The 22106-nt window shown below is 47.4% G+C and carries 22 protein-coding genes; 10 read left to right on the forward strand and 12 right to left on the reverse strand.

Annotation, left to right across the window (positions count from 1 at the left end; translation table 11 throughout):
- Window positions 1-5 precede the first annotated feature (5 nt).
- The 5 genes from KNQ18_RS13985 to KNQ18_RS14005 all read left to right on the forward strand — a co-directional run bounded on the left by KNQ18_RS13985 (window position 6) and on the right by KNQ18_RS14005 (window position 4512).
- Window positions 6-698: a response regulator transcription factor gene (locus KNQ18_RS13985; RefSeq protein ID WP_023469704.1), complete on the forward strand. Its 693-nt coding sequence runs from the start codon at window positions 6-8 to the stop codon at window positions 696-698.
- Window positions 695-2080 (forward strand): sensor histidine kinase, encoded by a 1386-nt coding sequence (locus KNQ18_RS13990; RefSeq protein ID WP_035395592.1) that lies wholly within the window; start codon window positions 695-697, stop codon window positions 2078-2080. Before KNQ18_RS13985 ends, KNQ18_RS13990 begins: the two co-directional genes overlap by 4 nt.
- A 93-nt stretch (window positions 2081-2173) precedes the next feature.
- Complete coding sequence (locus KNQ18_RS13995) at window positions 2174-2551, forward strand: DUF1499 domain-containing protein (protein WP_050678428.1); 378 nt, start codon at window positions 2174-2176, stop codon at window positions 2549-2551.
- A complete protein-coding gene (locus KNQ18_RS14000; RefSeq protein ID WP_215085216.1) occupies window positions 2548-3975 on the forward strand; it encodes a dihydrolipoyl dehydrogenase family protein in 1428 nt (475 codons plus the stop codon). The genes KNQ18_RS13995 and KNQ18_RS14000 overlap by 4 nt, the downstream gene beginning before the upstream one ends.
- 3 nt (window positions 3976-3978) lie before the next feature.
- A complete protein-coding gene (locus tag KNQ18_RS14005) occupies window positions 3979-4512 on the forward strand; it encodes a DUF420 domain-containing protein (RefSeq protein ID WP_023469700.1) in 534 nt (177 codons plus the stop codon).
- Window positions 4513-4554: 42 nt separating this feature from the next.
- Here the strand turns inward: KNQ18_RS14005 and motB are convergent, their stop codons facing one another.
- The 3 genes from motB to KNQ18_RS14020 form a co-directional block, all read right to left on the reverse strand.
- Complete coding sequence (gene motB, locus KNQ18_RS14010) at window positions 4555-5322, reverse strand: flagellar motor protein MotB (protein ID WP_029342904.1); 768 nt, start codon at window positions 5320-5322, stop codon at window positions 4555-4557.
- On the reverse strand, window positions 5297-6082 hold the full coding sequence (motA, locus tag KNQ18_RS14015; protein WP_029342903.1) for a flagellar motor stator protein MotA: 786 nt from the start codon (window positions 6080-6082) through the stop codon (window positions 5297-5299). The genes motB and motA overlap by 26 nt, the downstream gene beginning before the upstream one ends.
- Before the next feature lie 98 nt (window positions 6083-6180).
- Window positions 6181-6420 (reverse strand): hypothetical protein, encoded by a 240-nt coding sequence (locus tag KNQ18_RS14020; protein WP_023469697.1) that lies wholly within the window; start codon window positions 6418-6420, stop codon window positions 6181-6183.
- Window positions 6421-6580: 160 nt separating this feature from the next.
- On the opposite strand from KNQ18_RS14020, the gene KNQ18_RS14025 reads away from it, so the two are divergent.
- Complete coding sequence (locus KNQ18_RS14025) at window positions 6581-7972, forward strand: TrkH family potassium uptake protein (RefSeq protein ID WP_035395598.1); 1392 nt, start codon at window positions 6581-6583, stop codon at window positions 7970-7972.
- Between the two features lie 52 nt (window positions 7973-8024).
- Here the strand turns inward: KNQ18_RS14025 and KNQ18_RS14030 are convergent, their stop codons facing one another.
- Together KNQ18_RS14030 and KNQ18_RS14035 are read right to left on the reverse strand one after the other, a co-directional pair.
- Window positions 8025-9089 carry an SDR family oxidoreductase gene (locus KNQ18_RS14030; protein WP_251133429.1) on the reverse strand — a complete coding sequence of 355 codons (1065 nt, stop codon included), beginning with the start codon at window positions 9087-9089 and terminating at the stop codon, window positions 8025-8027.
- Window positions 9089-11224 (reverse strand): ATP-binding protein, encoded by a 2136-nt coding sequence (locus KNQ18_RS14035; protein WP_215085220.1) that lies wholly within the window; start codon window positions 11222-11224, stop codon window positions 9089-9091. Before KNQ18_RS14035 ends, KNQ18_RS14030 begins: the two co-directional genes overlap by 1 nt.
- Before the next feature lie 162 nt (window positions 11225-11386).
- On the opposite strand from KNQ18_RS14035, the gene KNQ18_RS14040 reads away from it, so the two are divergent.
- Entirely contained in the window at window positions 11387-11914 is a 528-nt protein-coding gene (locus KNQ18_RS14040) for a restriction endonuclease (RefSeq protein ID WP_023469692.1), read from the forward strand.
- 171 nt (window positions 11915-12085) lie between these two features.
- Entirely contained in the window at window positions 12086-12562 is a 477-nt protein-coding gene (locus tag KNQ18_RS14045) for an LURP-one-related family protein (protein WP_023469691.1), read from the forward strand.
- A gap of 45 nt (window positions 12563-12607) precedes the next feature.
- On the opposite strand, the gene KNQ18_RS14050 is transcribed toward KNQ18_RS14045, so the two are convergent.
- Window positions 12608-13231 carry a DUF1836 domain-containing protein gene (locus KNQ18_RS14050; protein ID WP_149428005.1) on the reverse strand — a complete coding sequence of 208 codons (624 nt, stop codon included), beginning with the start codon at window positions 13229-13231 and terminating at the stop codon, window positions 12608-12610.
- 115 nt (window positions 13232-13346) lie between these two features.
- Between KNQ18_RS14050 and KNQ18_RS14055 the strand changes: the two genes are divergently transcribed.
- Window positions 13347-13994 carry a diacylglycerol/polyprenol kinase family protein gene (locus tag KNQ18_RS14055; protein WP_064300682.1) on the forward strand — a complete coding sequence of 216 codons (648 nt, stop codon included), beginning with the start codon at window positions 13347-13349 and terminating at the stop codon, window positions 13992-13994.
- A 3-nt stretch (window positions 13995-13997) separates the two neighbouring features.
- Here the strand turns inward: KNQ18_RS14055 and KNQ18_RS14060 are convergent, their stop codons facing one another.
- The 3 genes from KNQ18_RS14060 to KNQ18_RS14070 form a co-directional block, all read right to left on the reverse strand.
- Window positions 13998-14858 (reverse strand): tetratricopeptide repeat protein, encoded by an 861-nt coding sequence (locus KNQ18_RS14060; RefSeq protein WP_064300681.1) that lies wholly within the window; start codon window positions 14856-14858, stop codon window positions 13998-14000.
- Window positions 14859-14998: 140 nt separating this feature from the next.
- A complete protein-coding gene (gene ald, locus KNQ18_RS14065) occupies window positions 14999-16123 on the reverse strand; it encodes an alanine dehydrogenase (RefSeq protein ID WP_029342897.1) in 1125 nt (374 codons plus the stop codon).
- A 121-nt stretch (window positions 16124-16244) separates the two neighbouring features.
- Window positions 16245-17462 (reverse strand): PucR family transcriptional regulator, encoded by a 1218-nt coding sequence (locus tag KNQ18_RS14070; protein ID WP_035395605.1) that lies wholly within the window; start codon window positions 17460-17462, stop codon window positions 16245-16247.
- A gap of 144 nt (window positions 17463-17606) precedes the next feature.
- Between KNQ18_RS14070 and KNQ18_RS14075 the strand changes: the two genes are divergently transcribed.
- Window positions 17607-18983, forward strand: coding sequence for an alanine/glycine:cation symporter family protein (locus KNQ18_RS14075; RefSeq protein WP_214729074.1), 1377 nt, complete (start codon window positions 17607-17609; stop codon window positions 18981-18983).
- 55 nt (window positions 18984-19038) lie between these two features.
- On the opposite strand, the gene KNQ18_RS14080 is transcribed toward KNQ18_RS14075, so the two are convergent.
- The 3 genes from KNQ18_RS14080 to KNQ18_RS14090 all read right to left on the reverse strand — a co-directional run bounded on the left by KNQ18_RS14080 (window position 19039) and on the right by KNQ18_RS14090 (window position 21890).
- On the reverse strand, window positions 19039-19896 hold the full coding sequence (locus KNQ18_RS14080) for a sulfite exporter TauE/SafE family protein (protein WP_214772254.1): 858 nt from the start codon (window positions 19894-19896) through the stop codon (window positions 19039-19041).
- 114 nt (window positions 19897-20010) lie between these two features.
- Window positions 20011-21567 (reverse strand): solute symporter family protein, encoded by a 1557-nt coding sequence (locus tag KNQ18_RS14085; RefSeq protein WP_149428001.1) that lies wholly within the window; start codon window positions 21565-21567, stop codon window positions 20011-20013.
- Entirely contained in the window at window positions 21564-21890 is a 327-nt protein-coding gene (locus tag KNQ18_RS14090) for a DUF485 domain-containing protein (RefSeq protein WP_023469682.1), read from the reverse strand. The genes KNQ18_RS14085 and KNQ18_RS14090 overlap by 4 nt, the downstream gene beginning before the upstream one ends.
- Window positions 21891-22106: the final 216 nt, after the last annotated feature.

Genomic DNA, 22106 nt, shown 5'->3' on the forward strand with positions numbered 1-22106 from the left:
AAAGAATGACCAAAATACTAGTAGCCGAAGATGAACATGCGATTCGTAGTTTCATCGTCATTAACTTGAAACGGGCAGGCTATGATGTCATCGAGGCGGAAAATGGGAAAGAAGCGCTTGCGCAATTTGATCAACAAACCTTCGATATTCTGTTACTCGATATCATGATGCCGGAAGTCGACGGTTTTGCCGTCTGTGAACAGGCGCGGGCAAAGGATGAAGTCGTCGGGATCATCATGCTGACGGCACGGACACGAGAAGAGGATAAAGTCATGGGACTAAGCGTAGGCGCGGACGATTACATCGCGAAGCCGTTCAGTCCAGCAGAGCTTCTTGCGCGCATCCAGTCACTGTTACGACGGGTAGAGACGTTACGCCGCAGAAAACAGCCACGTGAACTCGTCTCTGGACCGTTCCGGATTGATTTAGGGGCGAAGCGCGTCCAAAAAGAAGGTGTTGACGTCGAAGTGACACCAACTGAATACGATTTACTTTGCCACTTCATCAAAAACGAAGATCAAGTCATGTCGCGAGATGAGTTACTCGATGCGGTATGGGGTGAGAATTACTTTGGTGATCGGAAGACGGTCGATGTCAACATTCGCCGTCTTCGTCAAAAAATCGAAGAGAATCCAGCGGAACCGAAGTTCATCGAGACATTGTGGGGACATGGATACAAGTGGCGTAACGAAGAATGAAGCGCCAGATATTGATGCGGTTCATGACGATCATCACGGTGACAGTCTTACTCGTCATCGGGATCCTTTCGTTCGTGACCTATAACTATTACTACGTGACGGCGACAGATGTCTTGAAACGTCATGCGAATGCGAGTGCTGTCTTATTTGCGAATAGCGGCCTTGCTTATGATTACGCCGATTCAGAAGCGACGATTCATGATGTACTCGATTCTTACGCTTATCCGGACGCCGAGATCGAAGTGTTGGATGCGACAGGGATTCCGCGTTACTCTTCGACCGGATTCATCTCGGAACGTAAGTTGACGCGAGCAGCGGTCAATCAAGTAAGGGCGGGACAGACCGTCACGAAACGATATGACGATGAAGCGACGGGAGAACATTTACTGGAAGTAACAGAACCTGTCGTATCGTTTGGTCAGACGACAGGAGCGCTTCGTTATACGACGTCGCTTGAGCGAATCGATCGACGTGTGATCGAAATTTGTTTAGCGATCGTCCTCCTGGGTACAGTTATTTGGGGACTTGCCTTCATCTATTCCTCACGTCTCGTCTCGTCGATCGTCCGACCGATTCAAGAAGTCATCGGTGCATCGGACCAAATCGCGAAACAGCATTACGACGTCAAGGTGAACGAGGAATACTCGTTCGAGCTTGGAGAACTAGCGCGGACGATCAATTATATGGGGCAACAGATCAAACAGCAGGAAACATTGAAAGATGAATTCATTTCTGGTATTTCCCATGAATTACGGACACCGCTGACATCGATCAAAGGCTGGAGTGAAACGTTACTCGTCGAACAGGATCAGTTGCCGGAAGAGGCGTCGCTTGGGATGGGCATCATTCATTCGGAGACGGAGCGTTTGATTTCGCTCGTTGAGCAGTTACTCGATTTCTCGAAACTCGAGACGAGTCGCCTCGTCTTATACCGTCAAGAAGTCAACTTGACGGAAATCATCGAGACCGTAACAGCGCAACTTCGTCAAAAGCTGGAAGAAAAAAATGTCCAGATCGTACAGAAGTTACCGGCGCAAGTCGTCGGTCTATACGACGAAAATCGATTGAAACAAGTCTTCTTGAACCTGCTTGATAATGCGATCCGCTTTTCTCCAGTCGGTGGCACGATCACCATTCGCCTCGTTCGTTCAGAGCGTGTGTTGTTCCTATCCTTCAGTGATGAAGGTCCCGGGATTCCGAAAGAGCACTTACGTCACGTCACAGAAAAGTTCTACCAAGTGCAAAAAGGAAAGGGTGGAACAGGGCTCGGACTATCGATTTGCCGAGAACTCGTCGAAGCACATGAAGGCAAGCTATTCATTGATAATCAGCCGGAAGGCGGCGTCATCGCGACGATTCTGCTACCTGTCACGAAAGCGTAAACACTGAGACGGGCAGAGTGAAACAGAAACTGGTAAAGTTAAGTGGATTATAGTACGAAATGGATCAGATGATAGGAAACGGAGGAATCAGTCATGGCACTTGGTGTTTCAAATGGTACGCTTCAACCGCTCTCCGGAAAACCGAACGCGGTATCTACTCAAACCGATCTACAGGATATGAAAATGCGTCCGCTCCCGTTCAAAGGAACGCTTGCAGATTCGAAGTTCCAACTCTTACGTATCCTACAAAGCCTCGACCGCGTCAAAGTCGTCAAGGAGGAAGGGACATACATCCACGCCATCTTCACGAGTAAAGTCTTTCGCTTCAAGGATGACGTCGAATTTTACTTCGATGAAGCTGCACAGGTGATTCATTTCCGTTCGGCATCACGTGTCGGGTACTCCGACTGGGGCGTCAACCGTAAACGAATGGAAGACATTACGCGTCGCTACGAGGAGGGATCACGATGAAGAACTATCAATTAGTCGTCATCGGTGGTGGTGCAGCCGGAATGACGATTGCTGCTGGTGCAGCGAGTCTTGGCGCGCACGTCGCCCTGATCGAACGGCATACGCACCTAGGCGGAGATTGTCTCCATTATGGTTGCGTTCCTTCAAAGGCTTTGATCGAAGCGGCGCACGATGTCCATGTCATGAAGCGAACGGCTGAAAAATACAACGTGACGCTGAACGGAGACGCGGTCTATTCCAAAACGAAGGCAAGCGTCGACCGGGCGCGTAATATCATTCAATCACATGATGGCACAAAACGATTTGAGGACCTTGGCGTCGATGTCTATATCGGAGAAGCGACATTCCTCAGTGCCCATGAAGTGGAAGTGGCGGGACAGCTTGTCGTAGGTGAGAAGTTTGCGATCTCGACTGGATCTCAACCAATCATTCCACCGATTGATGGACTTGATACGATTGATTATTTAACGAACGAGACGATCTTCGAATTGACGGAGCGTCCGGAGCGTCTGCTCGTCATCGGTGGTGGTGCGATTGGTCTTGAGTTGTCGCAAGCGTACGCGCATCTCGGAACGGAAGTCACAGTCATCGAAGGCATGAAGACACTACTCGGAAAAGAAGACCGTGATATGGTCGAAGTCATTCAACGTCAGCTTGAACAAGAATTGACATTACATCTCGATACGAAGGTCACGCACGTCCGCAAGTCGGCGGGGGGCATCGAAGTGACGGTCGAAGCGAACGGCGAATCACATGTCATCGAAACGGATGCCGTGCTTGTCGCGGTCGGTCGTAAGCCACGTATCGAAGCACTACGTCTCGACCGAGCTGGCGTACACGTCGAAAAAGGATTCGTCCAAGTCGATAGTTCACTTCGGACAAGTCAGCGACACATCTTTGCGGTCGGAGATACGATCAACTCGCTCCCATTTACGCATGTCGCAGGACTTGAAGGAAAAACGGTCGTCACGAATGCTTTATTCGGTCTACGGACGAAGCCGGATTATCGGGCGGTTCCGTGGGTCACATTCACGACGCCTGAATTGTTCCATCTCGGATTGACGGAAGACGAGGCACGCAAGAAACATGGTGAGATCAAGGTCTATCAGACCGGTCTCGATGAAGTCGATCGTTTCGTCATCAACGGTCAGACGGAAGGGCGCGTCAAGCTTATCGCCGATAAACGTGGAAAACTGATTGGAGCACATGCAATCGGAGAACAAGCCGGTGAGTGGATGCAAGAAGTCGTCTATGCGATGGCACGTAAAGATAAGGTCGGTCAATTGTCGCGTGTCGTCCACCCGTACCCAATTCGTGGTGCTGCTGTTCAGCGTGCTGCTGATGTCTACTGGCGTGAACGTCTATTCGCTGGTCCGATCCCAAAATGGTTGAAACGTTATTTCGACTGGAAACAAGGAGAATGATTCATGCAACAACCTGCTACTAAACGGAATTTCGTTCCGCTCGTCATCTTGCTGACGCTTGTCATCAACTTGCTCGTGGCGCTCTTATTCTTTGCGCCACCTGTACAAGTCGATTCAGGATTCGATTGGACGTTGCTTCCTTTTTTGAATGCCATCTTCAATAGTTTTACCTTCATGCTGTTGCTCGGCGCTTGGATTTCCATTCGTCGTGGCAACCGGGTGAACCATCGTCGCTTCATTGGTGGTGCGATGACGACGACGACACTGTTCTTGATTTCGTACGTCACGTATCACGCCGTCAGTGAATCGACGAAATTCGGAGGCGAAGGTTTCGTTCGCCCTGTCTATTTCTTCATCCTGATTACGCACATCATTCTAGCTGCAGTCATCGTTCCACTTGTCTTGATGTCACTCGCGCACGCTGTGAATCAAAACTTCGAGAAGCATAAAAAGTGGACACGCTTTACGATGCCGCTTTGGTTATACGTCAGTTTGACCGGTGTCATCGTCTATATCATGATTCGTCCGTATTATTAAAAAAAGCTCCTTCGTGGCAACCACGAAGGAGCTTTTTTACGTTCAGGATTCGACTTTTGTCTCGTCGAGTACATTGGCTTTTAAGTCGATCAATGGTCGAATTAACACTTCGACGCGTCGATTCTGACTGCGACCTGCTTCCGTTTGATTGGACGCGATTGGTTGAAATTCACCGTAACCGCTGACGGTGAAGCGTTTTGGTTCAAGCTTTGGGTTCCGTTGTAAGGCGCGCATGAAACTGATCGCCCGGTCAGCACTCAGTTCCCAGTTTGATGGATACTGTGCTGTATTGATTGGAATGTTGTCTGTATGGCCAGAGACTTGAATCTGACGTTGTCCTGCCTTGACGAGCAGTGCGCTCATCCCCTCTGCGATTTGAAGCGAGCGTCCTCTTACTTCTGCTTGAGCTGGTGAGAATAGTGCGCGGTCGCGAATCGTAAAGACGAGTCCTTCATTCGTGATTTCAACCTTGATGTCTTTTTCAAGTTTTTCATTTTTGATGTATTGATTGGCTTCTTCTTTGATTTTTTCGAGTTCTGCGATTTCATAGCTTTGCGCCTTCGTCCGGGCATCGAGTTTTTTTGAATCCTCTTCTTCTTGAGTGGAGAGCGAGCTGTTCGTGATCATCCCTGAGCCACCGTTGAAGACGGAGCTAAACGACTGGGACATTGCTTTTAGTTTCACAGCATCGACATTACTCGAAGCAAAAAGTACGATGAAGAGTGCCAGAAGTAAGGTCAATAAGTCGGCGTACGGAATTAACCAGCCTTCGGAGATATGTTCGTCATGCGGCTTCTTTTTCCGCTTCATAGTTCGCACGCTCCTTCGGTGTCAAGTACACAAGTAGCTTATCCTCTAAGTTTTTCGGTGATTCACCGTTTTGAATCGAGAGAATCCCTTCAATCATCATCTCGTATAATTGAATCTCGTTCGCTGATTTTTGCTTCAGCTTCGTTGCGAACGGGAACCACAGGACGTATCCGGTGAAAATCCCGAATAGTGTTGCGATGAAGGCACCTGAAATGGCGTGACCTAATTTTTCGATATCCGATAAATCGGATAAGGCGGCAACGAGACCGACAACGGCACCGAGAACTCCGAGCGTTGGTGCGTAAGTACCGGCTTGCGTGAAAATGTTCGCATTTGCATGATGGCGTTCCGTCATGTTTTCGAGATCACGTGTCATGACGTCCTCGACATATTCGGATGGTTGTCCATCGATGACCATCATGACGCCACGCTTCATGAAGGCATTATCGACTTCTTCAAGTGCTGACTCGAGAGATAACAGACCTTCTTTACGTGCTTGTGTCGAGAGTGTCAAAAATTGTCCGAGCAACACTTGTTTCGTCATCAGCTTTTGTTCGAATAAGATGACTTTAAATAAGGCAGGTAAGACTTTCAATCGTTCCTTCGGGAAGGAAATCATGATGGCAGCTGCTGTCCCGACGAAGATGATGACGAGGGCTGCTGGGTTAAGCAAAGCAACGGGAGGCGCACCTTTTAAGATCATACCTCCGACTAGTGTGATGAGACCAAGAATGATCCCGATGATCGACACGATATCCATGATTGATGTGTGCCACCTTTCTGTATGTAATCCGTATAGGAACGAAAAATAAAAGAGCAGAAGACACTTCTTCTGCTCGGAAATCCAAAAACCGAGAATCAAGCGCCGTTTTCGTCGATTAGCATTTGAATGCTTTCGTTTCGTTCGTCACGCTCTATATCGGTCAGTACGTCGTATTTTTTTAACACTTGATACAATTCATTTAGAATCGGTTGCTCCAAATGTAATGATAAGAGTTCCTCGAATTGATAATACAATTGCGCAGGCATCCATTGTGATTGTCGTTCCAGCCTTCGCCAGACATCCTCAATCGAATGATCAGCCGTCTTAGGGTCCACTGTTTCCCTCAACCTCCTTTAATGATTACACGTCCACTTTTATCTAGTTTACCAAAAAAATACGAAAACGTTTAGTCGATTGCATATTTCGATAGAACTTCTTAATTCGAGGGAGTATGATAAAGACAATTCTGTCTGAAAACAATCTAGGGGGAGTAAGATGTTCTCGCATAAAAGACGTTCACGACTCGCACGCTTCGGGCGTTTAGGTGAATTGATGTATCATCAGCTGTTCGATAAACCGGCACGTTTTATCGCGACGGGCTTTACATTGACGATTTTACTGGGTGGTTTTTTATTGTGGCTTCCGATCTCGCAGCAAGAGGGGCAAGATGTATCATTCATCGATTGCCTATTCGTTGCGACATCGGCAGGAACCGTCACAGGACTGTCACCGATTAATATTGCCGAATCCTATAATTTACTCGGTCAAATCATCATGATGCTCTTAATTCAGGTCGGTGGACTTGGATTCATGACGATCGCGCTCGTCTTGCTCAGCGTCACGGGACGAAAAATCGGGATTCGTCAGCGGATCATTATCCAAGAGATGTTTAATCTCGATAGTCCGGGCGGAACGATTCGTCTCGTTCGTAACATCATCGTCACGACGGTCCTCGTTGAGATCGTCGGCATGTTTTTGATTGCGCTTGATTTGTTCATTCAATACAAATACAGTTTCGGAAAAGCACTCTATTACGGTTTGTTCCACGCCGTATCTGCCTTCAACAATGCAGGATTCGCACTATGGGGTGATAATCTAATCGGTTTCCAACAAGATACGACATTCATTCTGACGATTGCAGCGCTCTTGATGATTGGTGGTCTTGGTTTTACGGTCATCGCGGATATCGCTGGTAAACGAAACTTCAAGAAAATTTCGCTCCATTCTAAATTGATGGTGCTATCACTACTCGTCATCAATGGACTAGGTGTTTTAGCAATGATGCTCTACGAGTGGGTTTCGAACTTGGGTTCATTAAAAGATGAATCGTTCTTCAGTGCGCTCCATATCGTGTTCTTTCAAGTCGTCACGACACGAACGGCTGGTTTCCAGACGATCGATTTAACGACGATGGTGCCGCTCTCGATCGGTTTGATGATGGTTTTGATGTACATCGGGGCAGGTTCCGCATCAACAGGTTCCGGGATCAAGGTCACGACGGCAGCGGTCATCTTGAAGAATGTCTGGACGTATATACGCGGACAGCGTGAAACGGTTCTGATGCGACGGACTGTTCAGACGCAAGCGATTCAAAAGGCATATGCGATTGCTGTCTTCAGTTTATTGTTCATCGCTTTAATCACGACGTTCCTGGCATTGACCCAGCCGAATATTTCCTTTATTGGTCTATTCTTTGAGACCGTTTCGGCATTTGGAACAGTTGGTCTTTCTTTGAACGTAACAGCTGAGCTTAATAGCTTTGGTAAGTTTTTGATCATGTTCATGATGCTACTCGGACGTGTCGGTTCCTTGACGATTCTGTTCACGTTCGCGACGCAACGAGACCGGACGATTCGTTATCCAAAAGAAAATATGTTGATCGGGTAACCGATTTAAAAAGTCCAATCGACTTCCCTTGTGGAAGAACGATTGGACTTTTTTAGTGTGTTGCGTGTGTTTGGTAATACTGAACGAGTCGAGGCATCGTTTCTGCAAGATCTGGACAAATAATACCAGTGTCCCGTAAGTCACGTAAGGCATGTGTCGTGTCATATTGAACGGGATGAATGAAATAATCGAGTGTCTGACGTTGCACCTGAAGTCGTTTCGCGACAGCTGGAGTCAATGCCGTGCTAACGAGTCGAAACGGAACGATTCCGCGCGGATAACGTCCATAATAGGCGACGTGTAACATCTCAAAAATCGCGCGTGCGCCATGTGGGAATGGATCCGTCAGATGATAGGTCTTATTTCTTCCGACCGGTGCATGACTGAGATAAGCGGTCGCTTCAATGACGTAATCATAGGGCACGAGATTGACGAGTGCGTTTGCTCGACCGGGATACGGAAGAGGAGCAAAGGATTGCAGGAGACGCATCGCGTTCAAAACGAAATAAACCCCATCCCATTTCGGTGTTTCGCCCGTTTCGGAATGGCCGACGACGATCCCAGGACGGATGATCGTATAGGGGATCGTTCCAATTTCTTTACGGAAACGTACTTCAGCGAGGTATTTCGTTTCTTCATAAGCATTTTTAAAGGCACTAGCTTGTAACTCATCTTCTAGAACCATTCCGGAACGAAGACCCGAGACATACGCTGTACTGAAGTAGATGTAACGCTCTAAGGTCCGACACGTATGAGCAAACTGTGTCACGTTCGCGGTACCGATCACATTGATCCGAAAGGCGGGTTCATATGCTGTTGCTAAATCATATAGCGCTGCGAGATGAAAGATGTGTGTGACATCTTGTTGCAAAATCATCCGCGTCTCTGATGATAAAGCAAGCTGTTCGACCGTGATATCCCCCTCATGTAACACGAGTTGATCTGGTCGTAAGGATGTACGTTCTAGAAGGTCCTGGCGTCGCTCAGCGGCCGTATTCCGCTCTGATGATAAATGAAGCAAATGAAAAAAAGCGATTTGATCCGGTACACGTGCCAGTTGTTCGATCAGTTTGGTCGCTAAAAAACCGGGGAAACCCGTCATGAAGTAGGTCCGCATCAATTCCATTCCTTTCTTGGATCACGTTCGAGTACAACGGTGAACGTCGAACCATCATTGATTTCTGATTCAACGGAAATCGCACCTCCGTGTGATTCGATGATTTCCTTACAGATGGCAAGTCCGAGTCCGGTTCCGCCGATTTTCCGGATGTCTGAGTTATCGACCCGGTAAAATTTCGTAAAGAGCTTTTCAAAAGCATTTTGTGGAATGCCGAGTCCATGATCAGTCACAGAGAACGTTGCTTGTTCCGGGTTTGCTGAAAGAAGGACTCGAATATGATCCGCCTGTGGAGAGTACTTAATGGCGTTCGAAAGCAAGTTCAAGATCACCTGCTTGATTTTGTGCTCGTCCGCAAAAATCAGAACAGGATCCTCTGGTAGTTCTAGATCAATTCGATGCGTCTCGACGGTCTCGCCATAGGCATCGACGGTTGATGCGAGAAGATCGCGCAACGAGAACGACGTGAAGGTATACTCCTGTTTTCCACCTTCTAGACGCTGAATGTCTAAAAACTCATTTAATAGCGTCGTCAATCGTTTCGTCTCTTCGTGGACGATCTCAACATAACGTTCGATTCGATCAGCCGATTGTTTCTTATATCGTAGTAATTCCATATAGCCAAGAATGGAGGACAGTGGCGTGCGCAACTCATGCGATACTGTACTGACGAGTTCATCCTTTACTTGATCCATCTTTGCTTCCTCTGTCCGGTCACGGAAAACAAATAGGAAGCCATGACGAGAAATGCGACTCTTCTCCTTTTTGATCGCAGTCGCATAAAATTCGAAATAAAGTGGACTGGACTCATTTGGTCGCTGTAACGTGAAACGAAACGATAGTTCAGAATGTTTTCCTGCGAGTAATTCCTCTACTTGTCGGAGCATCTCGAATCGAGTGTTCAAATCGAGATTCGGAATCAGACTGATTCGTTCTTGAATCTTACTTGGTGCAATGCCTGGGACATCGAGTAATTTGCGTGCTTTGACGTTCATGAAGATGAAACTTCCATCCTCTTCTGTCAGTAGGAACCCTTCATTGGATGCCTGAAGAATCGATTGTGTGATATCACGCTGACGCATGATGGCATTTTTTTCGCGTTCAAGCATTTTCTCAATCTTTTTTCGTTCTGTAATATCACGAACGACGGCGACACGCATCCGGATGTTGTTGTAGATGATTTCACGCGGAAACACTTCGATTTCGACAGAAGTTCCATCGGCACGTTGACCGAGGACTTCGTATGGTTCTTCTCGATGCTCCTCGATGCGTTGTAAGACACGCGCGTGATGATCCGGATGAATCAATTCAAGCGTCGTCTTGCCTTTCATTTTCTCGAGTTTCGTCCGGAAAATGACTTCTGCTGCGCGATTGGCATCGATGATGATGCCGTGGTCATGAAAGATAACGGCTTCAACGACGGATTCCGAGAAGAGTCGGAAGCGGCGTTCGCTTTTCGTCAGATGCCATTCGATTTGTTTTTGCGGTGTGATGTCCTGAATGAGAAGGAAGTACGTATCGTTTGGCAACCGTGTCATATAAAGGCGTCCATGGAACGTTGAGCCATCCAAACGATGATAGGTCCATTCATTTTCGGCTTCCCGTCCATGCAGTAAAAAAAGTTGCGCGTCCGATAAGTCTTTTAAGTTCAATTGTTCGAGATGTTGACGGCGGGTAGCGATTTCCTTCGCATCATGTAGAATCGTCGCTTGGAGACCAATGATGTCTTCGGCATGCTCGAAACGGAATAAGGTGCTTGCCACTTCGTTACAAGTTTGAATCCGAAACTCCGAGTCGGTGATGAATAGAGCAGTATCTAGTGTTGAATTGAATAAGTCCTCGATTTTCAGGGGAGCGACATGGACAAGAAAATAGTCCGTCGCTTCAATCGCTGTGACTGTTAATTGATGTGTCGTTGAAATGACGGCTTCCTTCTGTAATGGAAAGAAATCATCCGTGATGGGAAACAGCTCCTGAACGGTTTCGATATTCGGAGTGTTCATGAACTGGTGTTGAAACGCGTCATTATGAAATTGAATCCTTCCATTTGCATCGACAAGAATAACGGGGTCTTTCATAGCACGTAACGTCGCGTGAATGATTCGTAGCGATGAAGGGGATGAATGTTCTGCCATGAGCTACCTCCTGACTGGTCTTCGACCATGGATTTTAAGACAGTCTTTCCTCGTTAGTTTACTTCTGCAAGACGAGTCGTGTTTCCTGTTGAAGGAAGCAACCGACGAAGAATTTTAGTATAGTGAAAAAAAGGTCACGACGAAGTAGAGGGGAAAAGCACGATGAAACGATTAAAACGAAAACGATTGTTACTAGCAGCTTTGTTTGCAATGATAGGAATTTTCGGAACTTATTTTTTTTCGAGTTCTTGGGAACCTTTAATCTTAATCATCAGTATAGTAGGGTGTATCCTTTTTCTTCTTTTGTCCATTTTAACGCCGTCGCTTGAAAAACGACTCGATCGAATGGAAGGACGAGAATTTGAAGAATGGCTTGCCGATTTATTTGAAACAGCAGGATATCGGGTCGAGTTAACACCTGCTTCACGCGACTTCGGAGCAGATTTGTTGATAGAGGATGAACGAGGGTATAAGATTGCCATCCAGGCAAAGCGATATAGTGCGGCTGTAGGGCTCGAAGCGGTTCAACAGGTCGCTGCCTCGGTTCCATTCTACGGGATGGACGAGGGGTGGGTCGTTACGAATTCGACCTTTACGGAAGCTGCGTATCAGCTAGCGGAACCAAATCAGGTTCGCCTCATTGATCGGGAAGAATTGCTCGCATTTGCAAAGGAGATGAACCTGCATTGAACATGTCGAATGATTGTCGACAAAAGGGGGTTGTCAATTTGGAGAAACGGTGCAATAATCATTTTCGTTAACGAAATATCATACAGATAAAGAAAGTTAAACTATACAGGATGTCTAAATAAACTGGGGACGAAAAACCAGCACGTTTTAGCAGTGAGAGGAGAATTTCTGTTGCGCAAAGTTGTCTATGTGCAGGGTTGCGTTTTTTCGCAAGGTCATGCCGCGATTTATGATGAAGCGCACCAAATGATCGGTGCGGTTCAACACGACGAGAATGGTCGTGTTCAAGTAATGAATGGTGAAGGTAGAGGGGTAGCGTTTGGTAAGTTCATTCCGACGTGTAAGAAGTGGGTCGTGATGAACCATGATGGACAAGAGGTAGGTCAAATGCGTGAGAAGTTTTCGCTCTTCTCGAAGAAATGTGAGTACAACGTGTATGAGCGTGGTACATTCACGATTTCCTTCGACCTGACAAAAGGAAAATTCTCCGTACGGAGTGCAGCTGGAGAAGTCGTTGCTGAATTGTTGCAAGACGGTGATGAGTACCGTCTCGTCAAGGATGCGGACAAACTCTCGATGTACGAACTACTCTCTGTCTTGAAAAGTCTGACGAACAACGTCCACTATAAATCACTGACAGCCGTCTAAATAAAAAAAGATGCCTTCCATGACATGGATGGCATCTTTTTTTCATCATGTCGTTTGCAGAACATGATGGAGGCGTTGTTTCGCTTCGTGTGTTAAATGCGATACACGACGGGCATAGAGACACAGTTGGAGAACGTGGACAGTTTCAGGGCGGTAAGCGTTAATGCGCTCGAGCGAGCGTCTGAGACGCTTCTCCGTCAATTCGATCGGACCACTTGTCTCCGCGTGTTGCGTATAGACGAGATAAAAATTAAGCGGACTGATTAAATCATCCTCATCAATATTCGGATTCTTGAAGACGATCGTCAGCAGTTCTCGTGTTTCTTCTAACGAGAAGAGGTGTTTTAAATCATCCAGTAAATAGATGATCGAAGCCTGATTGATCGAGTACTTCTTTCCGCGATGCGGTACGCCGATGATGTCCCGGACTTCACGTTTTGTCCAGTTCTGGATCGTCGTCGCTGACATATGTTCGCCGATCAGGGCATTTGCCAAATGAACGATTTCATTGATGGATAGACCATTTTTTAATGGATCGAATTGCTTCAAGCGATTGATGACCTTCGGCAATTCTATGCCTTCCGTTGCGACGAGGGGTTCGATTCCTTTTCCTTCGTTCAAGCGTTGCAGACAACTTGATAATGTTTGGACTGCTTGAGCATCATACATTTCCAAAACTTCCTCTCTAGGACGTCATTTGACCTTATGTTATCAAATGAAGGTTCAATAGGGCAAATGGCAACTGAAACAACGTACAATAATAGGAAAGAAAGGGGGAATGACGATGGAATGGATAGCTGCTCTTGGCACGATTGGAATCGTCGGGCTAGTTCTCGTCATCCTGGAAGTCATTGGACGCCGTTTCGGCTTTTCTCCCGAGACGGTTCGAAAATGGATTCATATTGCTGTCGGTCACTGGGTATTTCTTGCGCTGCTCTGGCTGGATCACTGGTACGTTGCGATCGTACCGTTGTTATTCTTTGCTGTCGTGAATCTAGTGACACTACGAAAAGGAATCGGTCAGATGCACGACGTCGATCGTCCTTCTTACGGAACGGTCTATTATCCACTCGCTCTAGCGGGACTCGTCCTGTTCTTCTTCGAGCGACAGCCGATGGCGCTCATTGCGGGAAGCATGGTGCTTGCTTGGGGTGACGGTCTCGCGGCTCTCGTCGGAAAACGCTACGGAAAGACGTTTTACGTCCGTGGTGAGACGAAACGATCCTTTGAAGGAAGTATCGCCCTATTTTTGGCGTCATTCCTCGTGTTGACCGTGACATTCTTGTTTTATGGACAACCGGTTTGGCTCGCTGTCAGTTATGGCTTCTTGCTTGCGAATATCGCAGCCTTGATCGAAGCCATCTCATATCGCGATCTCGACAACTTGATCTTGCCATGGACGATCGCGGCACTCGTCGCGTTTGCTTTTTGACGTTCAGTCGCGTAACAACAATTGTTTGAAATAGAGAAAGCGTAATCGAATATAGTCCGGATACGCACGCCAACCTGCATGACGGATGGTCATATCCCGACACATATCCTGAAAGACATGGCGATAGATCTTTTCTTCGGAATCGTCATAAACAGCTGCGAACAAGCCATGCTCGAGCATGTTGGAAAGGCATTCGTCGAGTTTAGCGTAGAGGGTCTCGTCGCTGTCTTCGCGCAATGTAGCATGTAGCTTCTCATATTGAATACTTTGATTGACAGAAGCTGTCGCATGAAAGACGGTGGTTTTGTCGAGATGAGATACGCCAAGGATTAAGGAATAGAGTGCTTCCAATATGTCGATCGAATGACCGTCCAGTTGTTGGATGGAATCAATGGCCATCAGCGTATCGATTCCAGATGCGCCAACCTTCTTTAAATATGTAAACGCATAAATGGCGGATTCCCCATAAAATTGACGATGATTGTAATGGACGGCAAGGAAACGATGTCCTGCTGGCTCTTCAGGGAACCGTGTGATGGCTGAAAGGAAAAACTGTTCTGCTTCGTGCATATATCCTTCATCTTCACTAATGATACCGAGGAGGATGTATCCTTGCACATGTTCGCCGAGTTGCTGATGTGTCTCTTCGATCAGCCGGCGCGCTTGAGTGTGTTCGTTCTTGAAGTAAAGAGAATGAGCTGTAGCAATGTTGAGCAATGGATGAGATGGGATGAGAACACGTAAGCGCTCAGTTGCGGCAATACGTACGCTCTCTTCTGTATCGGATGTCAGTGTTTCGAGTAACGCGACTTCAGCGACGTGGCTCTGAAGTTCATGAGAATGAGCGGTTATGGTTTGTGTCATGTAATGAGATCCCCTCTACTAGTTCAAAATCATAAGTCTTCGTTTCTCATCATATGACAAGCCGAGTGGCGCCTCAAGAAGTAAAAAAAATAGTCGATGGTTCCTCAAAAAGGAATCATCGACTATTTCTACTTTCAAGATTATGCGTGTAGGTGAAGCACATCTTCAACGGATTTGTACGTGTATCCGAGATCGCGTGCGACCGCTTCGTACGTGACGAATCCTTGCGCGACATTTAATCCTTTTTCAAGAGCATCGTTTTCAGCAAGCGCACGGTGTGTGCCTTTGTTCGCGAGCTCAAGGACATACGGAAGCGTTGCGTTCGTCAATGCTAGTGTAGACGTACGTGGAACAGCACCTGGCATGTTCGCGACCGCGTAATGAACGACACCAAATTTTTCATATGTTGGGTCATCATGCGTCGAGATGCGGTCGACCGTCTCGAAGATACCACCTTGGTCGATGGCAACGTCAACGATGACAGCGCCCGGCTTCATGCGTTTGACCATGTCGGCAGTGACGAGTTTCGGTGCTTTTGCACCTGGAATCAAGACAGCACCGATGACGAGATCACTCTCAGCGACCGCTTCAGCAATCGTGTACGGGTTGGAGATCAACGTGTTGATCGAGTTACCGAAGATATCATCGAGCTGACGAAGGCGCTCTGGGCTGACATCGATGATTGTGACATCCGCACCAAGACCAACCGCGAGTTTCGCAGCATTCGTTCCGACGACACCGCCGCCGATGACTGTGACTTTTCCACGACGAACCCCAGGAACACCTGCAAGCAGGATGCCCATACCACCGTGTGGTTTTTCCAAGAACTGTGCACCGATTTGCGATGCCATACGTCCTGCGACTTCACTCATTGGTGTTAACAATGGAAGGGTGCGGTTCTTTTCAACCGTCTCATAAGCGATTGCTGTGATGTTCGAATCAACGAGTGCACGTGTCAGTTCTGGCTCAGCCGCTAAGTGAAGATACGTGAACAATGTCAGATCCGGACGGAAGTATTGGTACTCTGAAGCGATCGGCTCTTTAACTTTTAAAGCGAGTTCGGCTGTTGCCCAGACTTCAGCAGCAGTCGCGATGATTTCAGCACCTGCTTTGACGTACTCTTCGTTCGTGAAGCCACTCCCCATACCTGCCATTGATTCAATGATGACGCGATGTCCTTGTGCATGTAACGCTGCTACCCCGGCAGGTGTTAATGCAACACGGTTTTCGTTGTTTTTGATTTCCTTTAATACTCCAATGATCATGTGAACGCGATCCCCTTTCGCAAATAAACAAATCAATTTCTCTTCATCTTCAGTATACGAGAAATGAAAGCGTTCTACTTTATCGGTGTTTTCAAAAATAACCGATATCCTTTGTGAAAAATCACAAAGGATATCGGTCTGCTTTTAGATACAAATAAAGTAAGGAGCGTTCAGGTAAAGATTCCATTCGAATGCCCGCTTCCTCCTCGATCCGTCGCATCCGATAGAGGATCGTATTCGGATGGACATGGAGATGGGAAGCGACTTGTTTGACGTTTCCATCATAATGAAGGAACCATTCTAGCGTCTCACATAAGGAGGAGGCATGTTTCACATCGTAAGCACGCAGCCGTTCGATTTCTTCCAAGCGAACCGTCCGCCGTCGCAGACGCTCCGAGAAAATCGGTAAGAGCTGGAATAAGCCGAGGCGTTCGTAACGGGTCACGTTCTTCAGCTCAAATGGGAAGGCGTCTTTTAGACGCAAGACAATGCCCGCTTCTTCATAGCGCTCGGGAATCGCTTGGACGCCGGTGAAGACTTCACTACTTGCTGCGACGAAGTCCGTATAATCGAACCGCTCCGCGAGTAATTGTCGAAACGACTGGATGAAGGCGTCAAACTGCAGACGTTCTTGTTCTGCGTCGCGGTCGTTTGTGCTGATCCACAAGATGAAATCCGTCTCATCATACGCATAAAGTAACGGACGAACCGTCTGCTGAATCGTCAATAAATAGCGCAGGCGATCGGCGAGACGCGGTGTGATTGCCTCTGAAAACCGAATGACCGTCAAACGACTGATGCCAGGTGGTGCGACATGGAGTTTAGAGAACATCTTCAGGATTTCCGACTCGGATAATTCTTCATGTAATAACTCGAAGAAAAACTGTTCCGTCTGCTCTTCCTTCCGTTTTTTCTGCATGTCGATCGCCAGTAACTGACGTTGAGCAAGTAGAGCTCCTTTCTTTAAGTCCGCTAGTTCCGAAGGAGTAAACGGCGTGCTTCGGGCAATCGACCAGATATAGCCGAGAATTTCTGAATCTTGCTTGATCGCAATGGCGACACGGTCATTCAGTCCGACATCCGTGCGTGCAGAAATAATGAGTGGATCATCTTGTGTAGCAAGGCTCTGGATGACTTCATCTTTCCAGAGTTGGTCGATGACCGATTCCGGTACCCGGCGACCAATGATCGTTGCGACACGGGCAGGGTCTGTATCGGCCGTATGCGTACTATACGCAAGAAGGCGGTGATTGCGATCTTCAATCGTAATCGGGGCATTCAAGGCAATACCGATCGCTTCCGCTAAGTCGTCTAAGGAATGATATGAAGCTTCTAACATGGGATTTCCCTTCTTTCTCTTTCACTCGATAGTTTTAGTATATCTTCTATTGTGTAAAATCACAAAAAGTATTCTTTTGTATTGTAAGAAAACACAACTACATGCTACGGTAAGCCTCGGAAAAGAGAGAGAGGATGAAATGGCATGGAAGTGTTACGTCTGATATCGGCTTGGGTCTGGGGGATTCCGAGTATGATGTTGTTGGTAGGAACAGGAGTGTACTTTACGATCCGCTTACGTGGTCTTCAGTTTCGGCGTTTAAAACAAGCGTTTCAATTATCTGTTCAAAAATCAGGGCAAGGTGAAGGTGAAATCAGTAGCTTTCAGATGTTGATGACGTCCCTCGCGGCGACGATCGGAAACGGAAACATCGCAGGGATCGCAGTCGCCTTGACGATGGGCGGACCGGGCGCAGTCTTTTGGATGTGGGTCATCGGTTTAATTGGAATGGCGACGAAATATGCAGAAAGCCTCCTTGCCATTCTCTTTAGAAGTCGAAACGAACGCGGCGAAGCCGTCAGTGGACCGATGTATTATATCGAGAAGGGACTAGGACCTAAATTTAAACTACTCGCCATCCTGTTTGCGGTATTTGGTTTGATCGCATCATTTGGTGTTGGGAATACGGTGCAAGCGAATGCGATGGCAACGGTGCTTGAGCAATCGTTCCGTGTGCCGCTGCTAGTGTTCGGCATTCTGCTCGCGATTGCGGTCTACGTATCAATTCGTGGTGGGCTCGAACGCGTCAGTGCGATCTCGACGATCTTCGTTCCGATCATGAGCTTACTCTATATCGGTGCCGCTTGTGTCCTTTTAGTATTGAAGGCAGATCAGATTCTACCAGCCTTTGGTTTAATCTTTGAGTACGCCTTCCAGCCGCTTGCGCCAGCGGGAGCCTTCACCGGTGTATCAATCATGATGGCGATGCAAGTCGGTGTAGCACGTGGTATTTTCACGAACGAAGCAGGACTTGGGACAGCAGCATTGATTGCCGGATCTGCGAAAAGTGAGCGTCCGGTCGAACAAGGATTGATTTCGATGACGAGTACCTTCATCGTGACCTTGATCGTTTGTACGATGACGGCACTCGTCCTTCTGACGACAGGTTTTTGGGATCCGTCAGGTGGGCTGCATTCAGGTATGATGCATGATGCGAATCTTTCCGGGGCAGCACTGACAGCAACCGCCTTTGCGAGTGTTCTTGGATCATTTGGAGAATGGACGGTCGCTTTCTCCGTCTTCTTCTTCGGTTATTCAACGATCATTGGTTGGTATGTCTATGGAGAGAAGTGCTTGGAGTACTTGAGCGGTACGACACGCTTCAACGAAGGATACCGCGTGTTCTTTGCGCTCGCAGCCTGTTATGGTGCGGTCGCGCAATTAGAACCGTTGTGGCTGGTCGCGGATATTGCAAATGGATTAATGATGATTCCGAACTTGATTGGAATGTTGTTCTTGTCGCACTTAGTCATTGAACAAACGAGAGACTATGAACGAGCCGGTCACAAACGAGTGGCTTAACGGAAAAAAGCGGTGATGCCTGATAGGGGCATCACCGCTTTTCTGATGAGACGATTCATCCATTCGTTCGATGACGGCTGTAGATGAGGAGTGTCAGTAAGAAAATCAAACTAAGCGCAACGAGAACGGAGAGTGAAGCGACGTTCCAGCCGATGACCTCGAGTAACACACTGACCGCAACCGTCAAATAGAAGATACCGAGGTACTTTTTGACGAACGGACTTTCGAAATGCGTCAACTGCTTCGCGCCAATCGGTGCTCCGAGCAAGGCGCCGACGATTAGCATGATCCCGACGAGGATATCGATATTCGTGCTCGCGACCGTATAGTTGACGAGTCCCGATAGGACGATCAGTAACGCGGAAGCAATACTCGTTCCGACTGCACGTTTCAACTCATAGCCAACGATCCCGACGAGTAACGGTGTGATGATGAATCCACCGCTGACACCGAGAAGCGAAGAGATGAATCCAGCGAACAGACCAGTGAAGGCAAGAGCGAGATATCGATTTTTCCAACCCGTCTGTTCACCGATCGTTGTTTTCGGACGTAAGAACTTATTCGCGAAGTAGAGTAAGAGTCCGATATAAACGATCGAGATGACGAGATGAGCACCGTTGACTTCTTCTAAACGAAGAACAAGTGGTGTCGCGATCGTCGAACCGATGATTCCAACACCCCCGACGACAAGGCTATCGCGCCAGACGACATTTTTAAGACGTAAGTGAGAGATCGTACCTGAAACCGTTGATCCGAGAGTCAACATGAGACTAGTCGCGATCGCAACGCTTGGAGCATATCCTAAAATGAGTAGTAGGGGCGTCAAGATGATACCGCCACCGATTCCGAAAAAGCCGGAGATGATTCCAATGAAAAATCCGAGGATTAAGAAATAATAAAAAGCGAGATCCATGTACAGTCTTCCTTTCCTTTTCTTCTCTATTATCCACTTAGTATGGCAATGAATGAGAAGAATGTAAAAGGGGACGGCTCCTTCAAGGGGGTTGAAGGAGCCGTTAAGGGGAACTTATTCTTTTGATGCGGCGACTTCCGTGGCTGCATCGATACCGGTATTGGCCTTGACTAAGATACGCTCGAAGTTACCGGCAACTTCGTTCGATTTCGTCAACAATGTCCCGACGATGGCTCCGAGGAAGCCAAGTGGGATGGAGACGATTCCTGGATTCGTCAGCGGGAAGAGGGCTTCCCCGACGAACAAGGCTGAACCGTCGACTGCCCAAATATTTGGACTGAGTGCGACGAGAATCAGTGAAGAGAATAACCCGACGACCATACCTGTGACAGCTCCGCCAGTATTGAAACGGCGCCAGAAGATCGTCAAGAGAATGACTGGCAAGTTGGCACTTGCCGCGACAGCAAAGGCAAGCGAAACGAGGAACGCGACGTTCATCGTTTGTGCGAACAATGCCAGTACCATCGAAATCAAGGCGACGGCGATGGAAGCGAGTCGTGCTGCCGTCATCTGTTCTTTTTCCGTTGCTTGTCCTTTGCGAAGAATATGACTGTAGAAGTCATGGGCAAAGGCGGATGCTGCGGATAAGACGAGTCCCGCAACAACGGCGAGGATCGTCGCAAAGGCGACCGCGGCAACGAACGCAAAGAGTAAATCGCCACCGAGTGCTTGAGCGAGAAGTGGTGCCGCCATGTTACCGGCAGCATTGGCAGCAATGATATCTTCAGAACCGACGAAAGCAGCGGCACCAAAGCCGAGGAAGATCGTCAAGATATAAAAGGCACCGATGATCCACGTCGCATATACGACGGATTTACGAGCAGTCGGAGCATCCTTAACAGTAAAGAAACGAATCAAGATATGTGGTAATCCAGCCGTTCCGAGAACGAGTGCGAGATTCAATGAAATCGTATCGAGCGGTAATTTGAACTTGTTTCCGGGATTCAAGAATGAATCACCGAGCGGTGTCGCTTGTTTGACTTCTGAAAACATCTTGAAGATCGAAAAATCGAACTTGGCGAATACCATGAACGAAATGACAGCTGTTCCTGCCATCAAGAGAATCGCTTTGATGATTTGGACCCATGAGGTCGCTGTCATACCACCGAAGACAACGTAGACTGTCATCAAGATACCGACGATGATGACACTTGTCGTGTAAGGAATTCCTAATAACAGTTCAATCAAGGCACCCGCACCAACGAGTTGCGCAATCATATAGAAAATCGAGATCGCGATGGAGTTCATGGCGGCGACTCCTCGAACTTTTGAAGCATTGAAACGAGCGGCAATCATATCCGCCATCGTGTACTTCCCAAGGTTCCGAAGTGGTTCGGCAACGAGGTACAAGACAACCAGATAGGCAACGAGGAAGCCAATCGAGTAGAAGAATCCGTCAAATCCGGCTAAAGCGATCATCCCAGCAATTCCGAGGAACGAGGCAGCGGACATATAGTCGCCGGCAATCGCCATCCCGTTTTGTGCACCAGTGAGTCCGCCATCCGCTGTATAAAAGTCGTTAGCAGTTTTTGTTTTACGAGCAGCAAAGTATGTAATGACGAGCGTCAAACCGACGATCGCCGCAAATAAGGCAACGGCAGTATAATTCATTTCGACTCCTCCTTGATCTGTTCGACGAGTCGATCAAAGGCACGTGCTTTTTTGCTGTACATCATGCAGAACGTCCACGTCATGATGAACTGAGCAAAAGCGAAGATCCAAGCACCTGTAATATCACCGAACACCGGCTGATTTAAAATCGTGAAGTAGCTTGTTAAAATCGGAAGCGTAAAATAAAAAATAAGACAGAAACTGATGGCTGGAAGAATGAAGCCATTCTTTTGACGCATCAATTGTTGAAAAGTAGCGCTCTCGACGATTGCTGGAGCGGATTGAGTCGCTTCATTTTTTTGAACTTCGGACACTTGATGCATGAGGACGCCTCCTTTAAGGAATGAATGTAAATTCATTATAAGGATGTCGTTTCTGGAAAAGCTATCCTAATTTTTAAGAAGAAAAGCTCATTATTATATTAATATTGGTCATACCAATTTAATGTAAGCGTTTTCAATATTGAACATTGTTTGAACGTTATTTTTATATATTAATTATGTCGGAAAATGATTCAAAAGACCTATTACCCGGAAAAT

Origin of the sequence: Exiguobacterium sp. s78 (assembly GCF_018618985.1) — a bacterium.
Taxonomy (GTDB): Bacteria; Bacillota; Bacilli; order Exiguobacteriales; family Exiguobacteriaceae; genus Exiguobacterium_A; species Exiguobacterium_A abrahamii.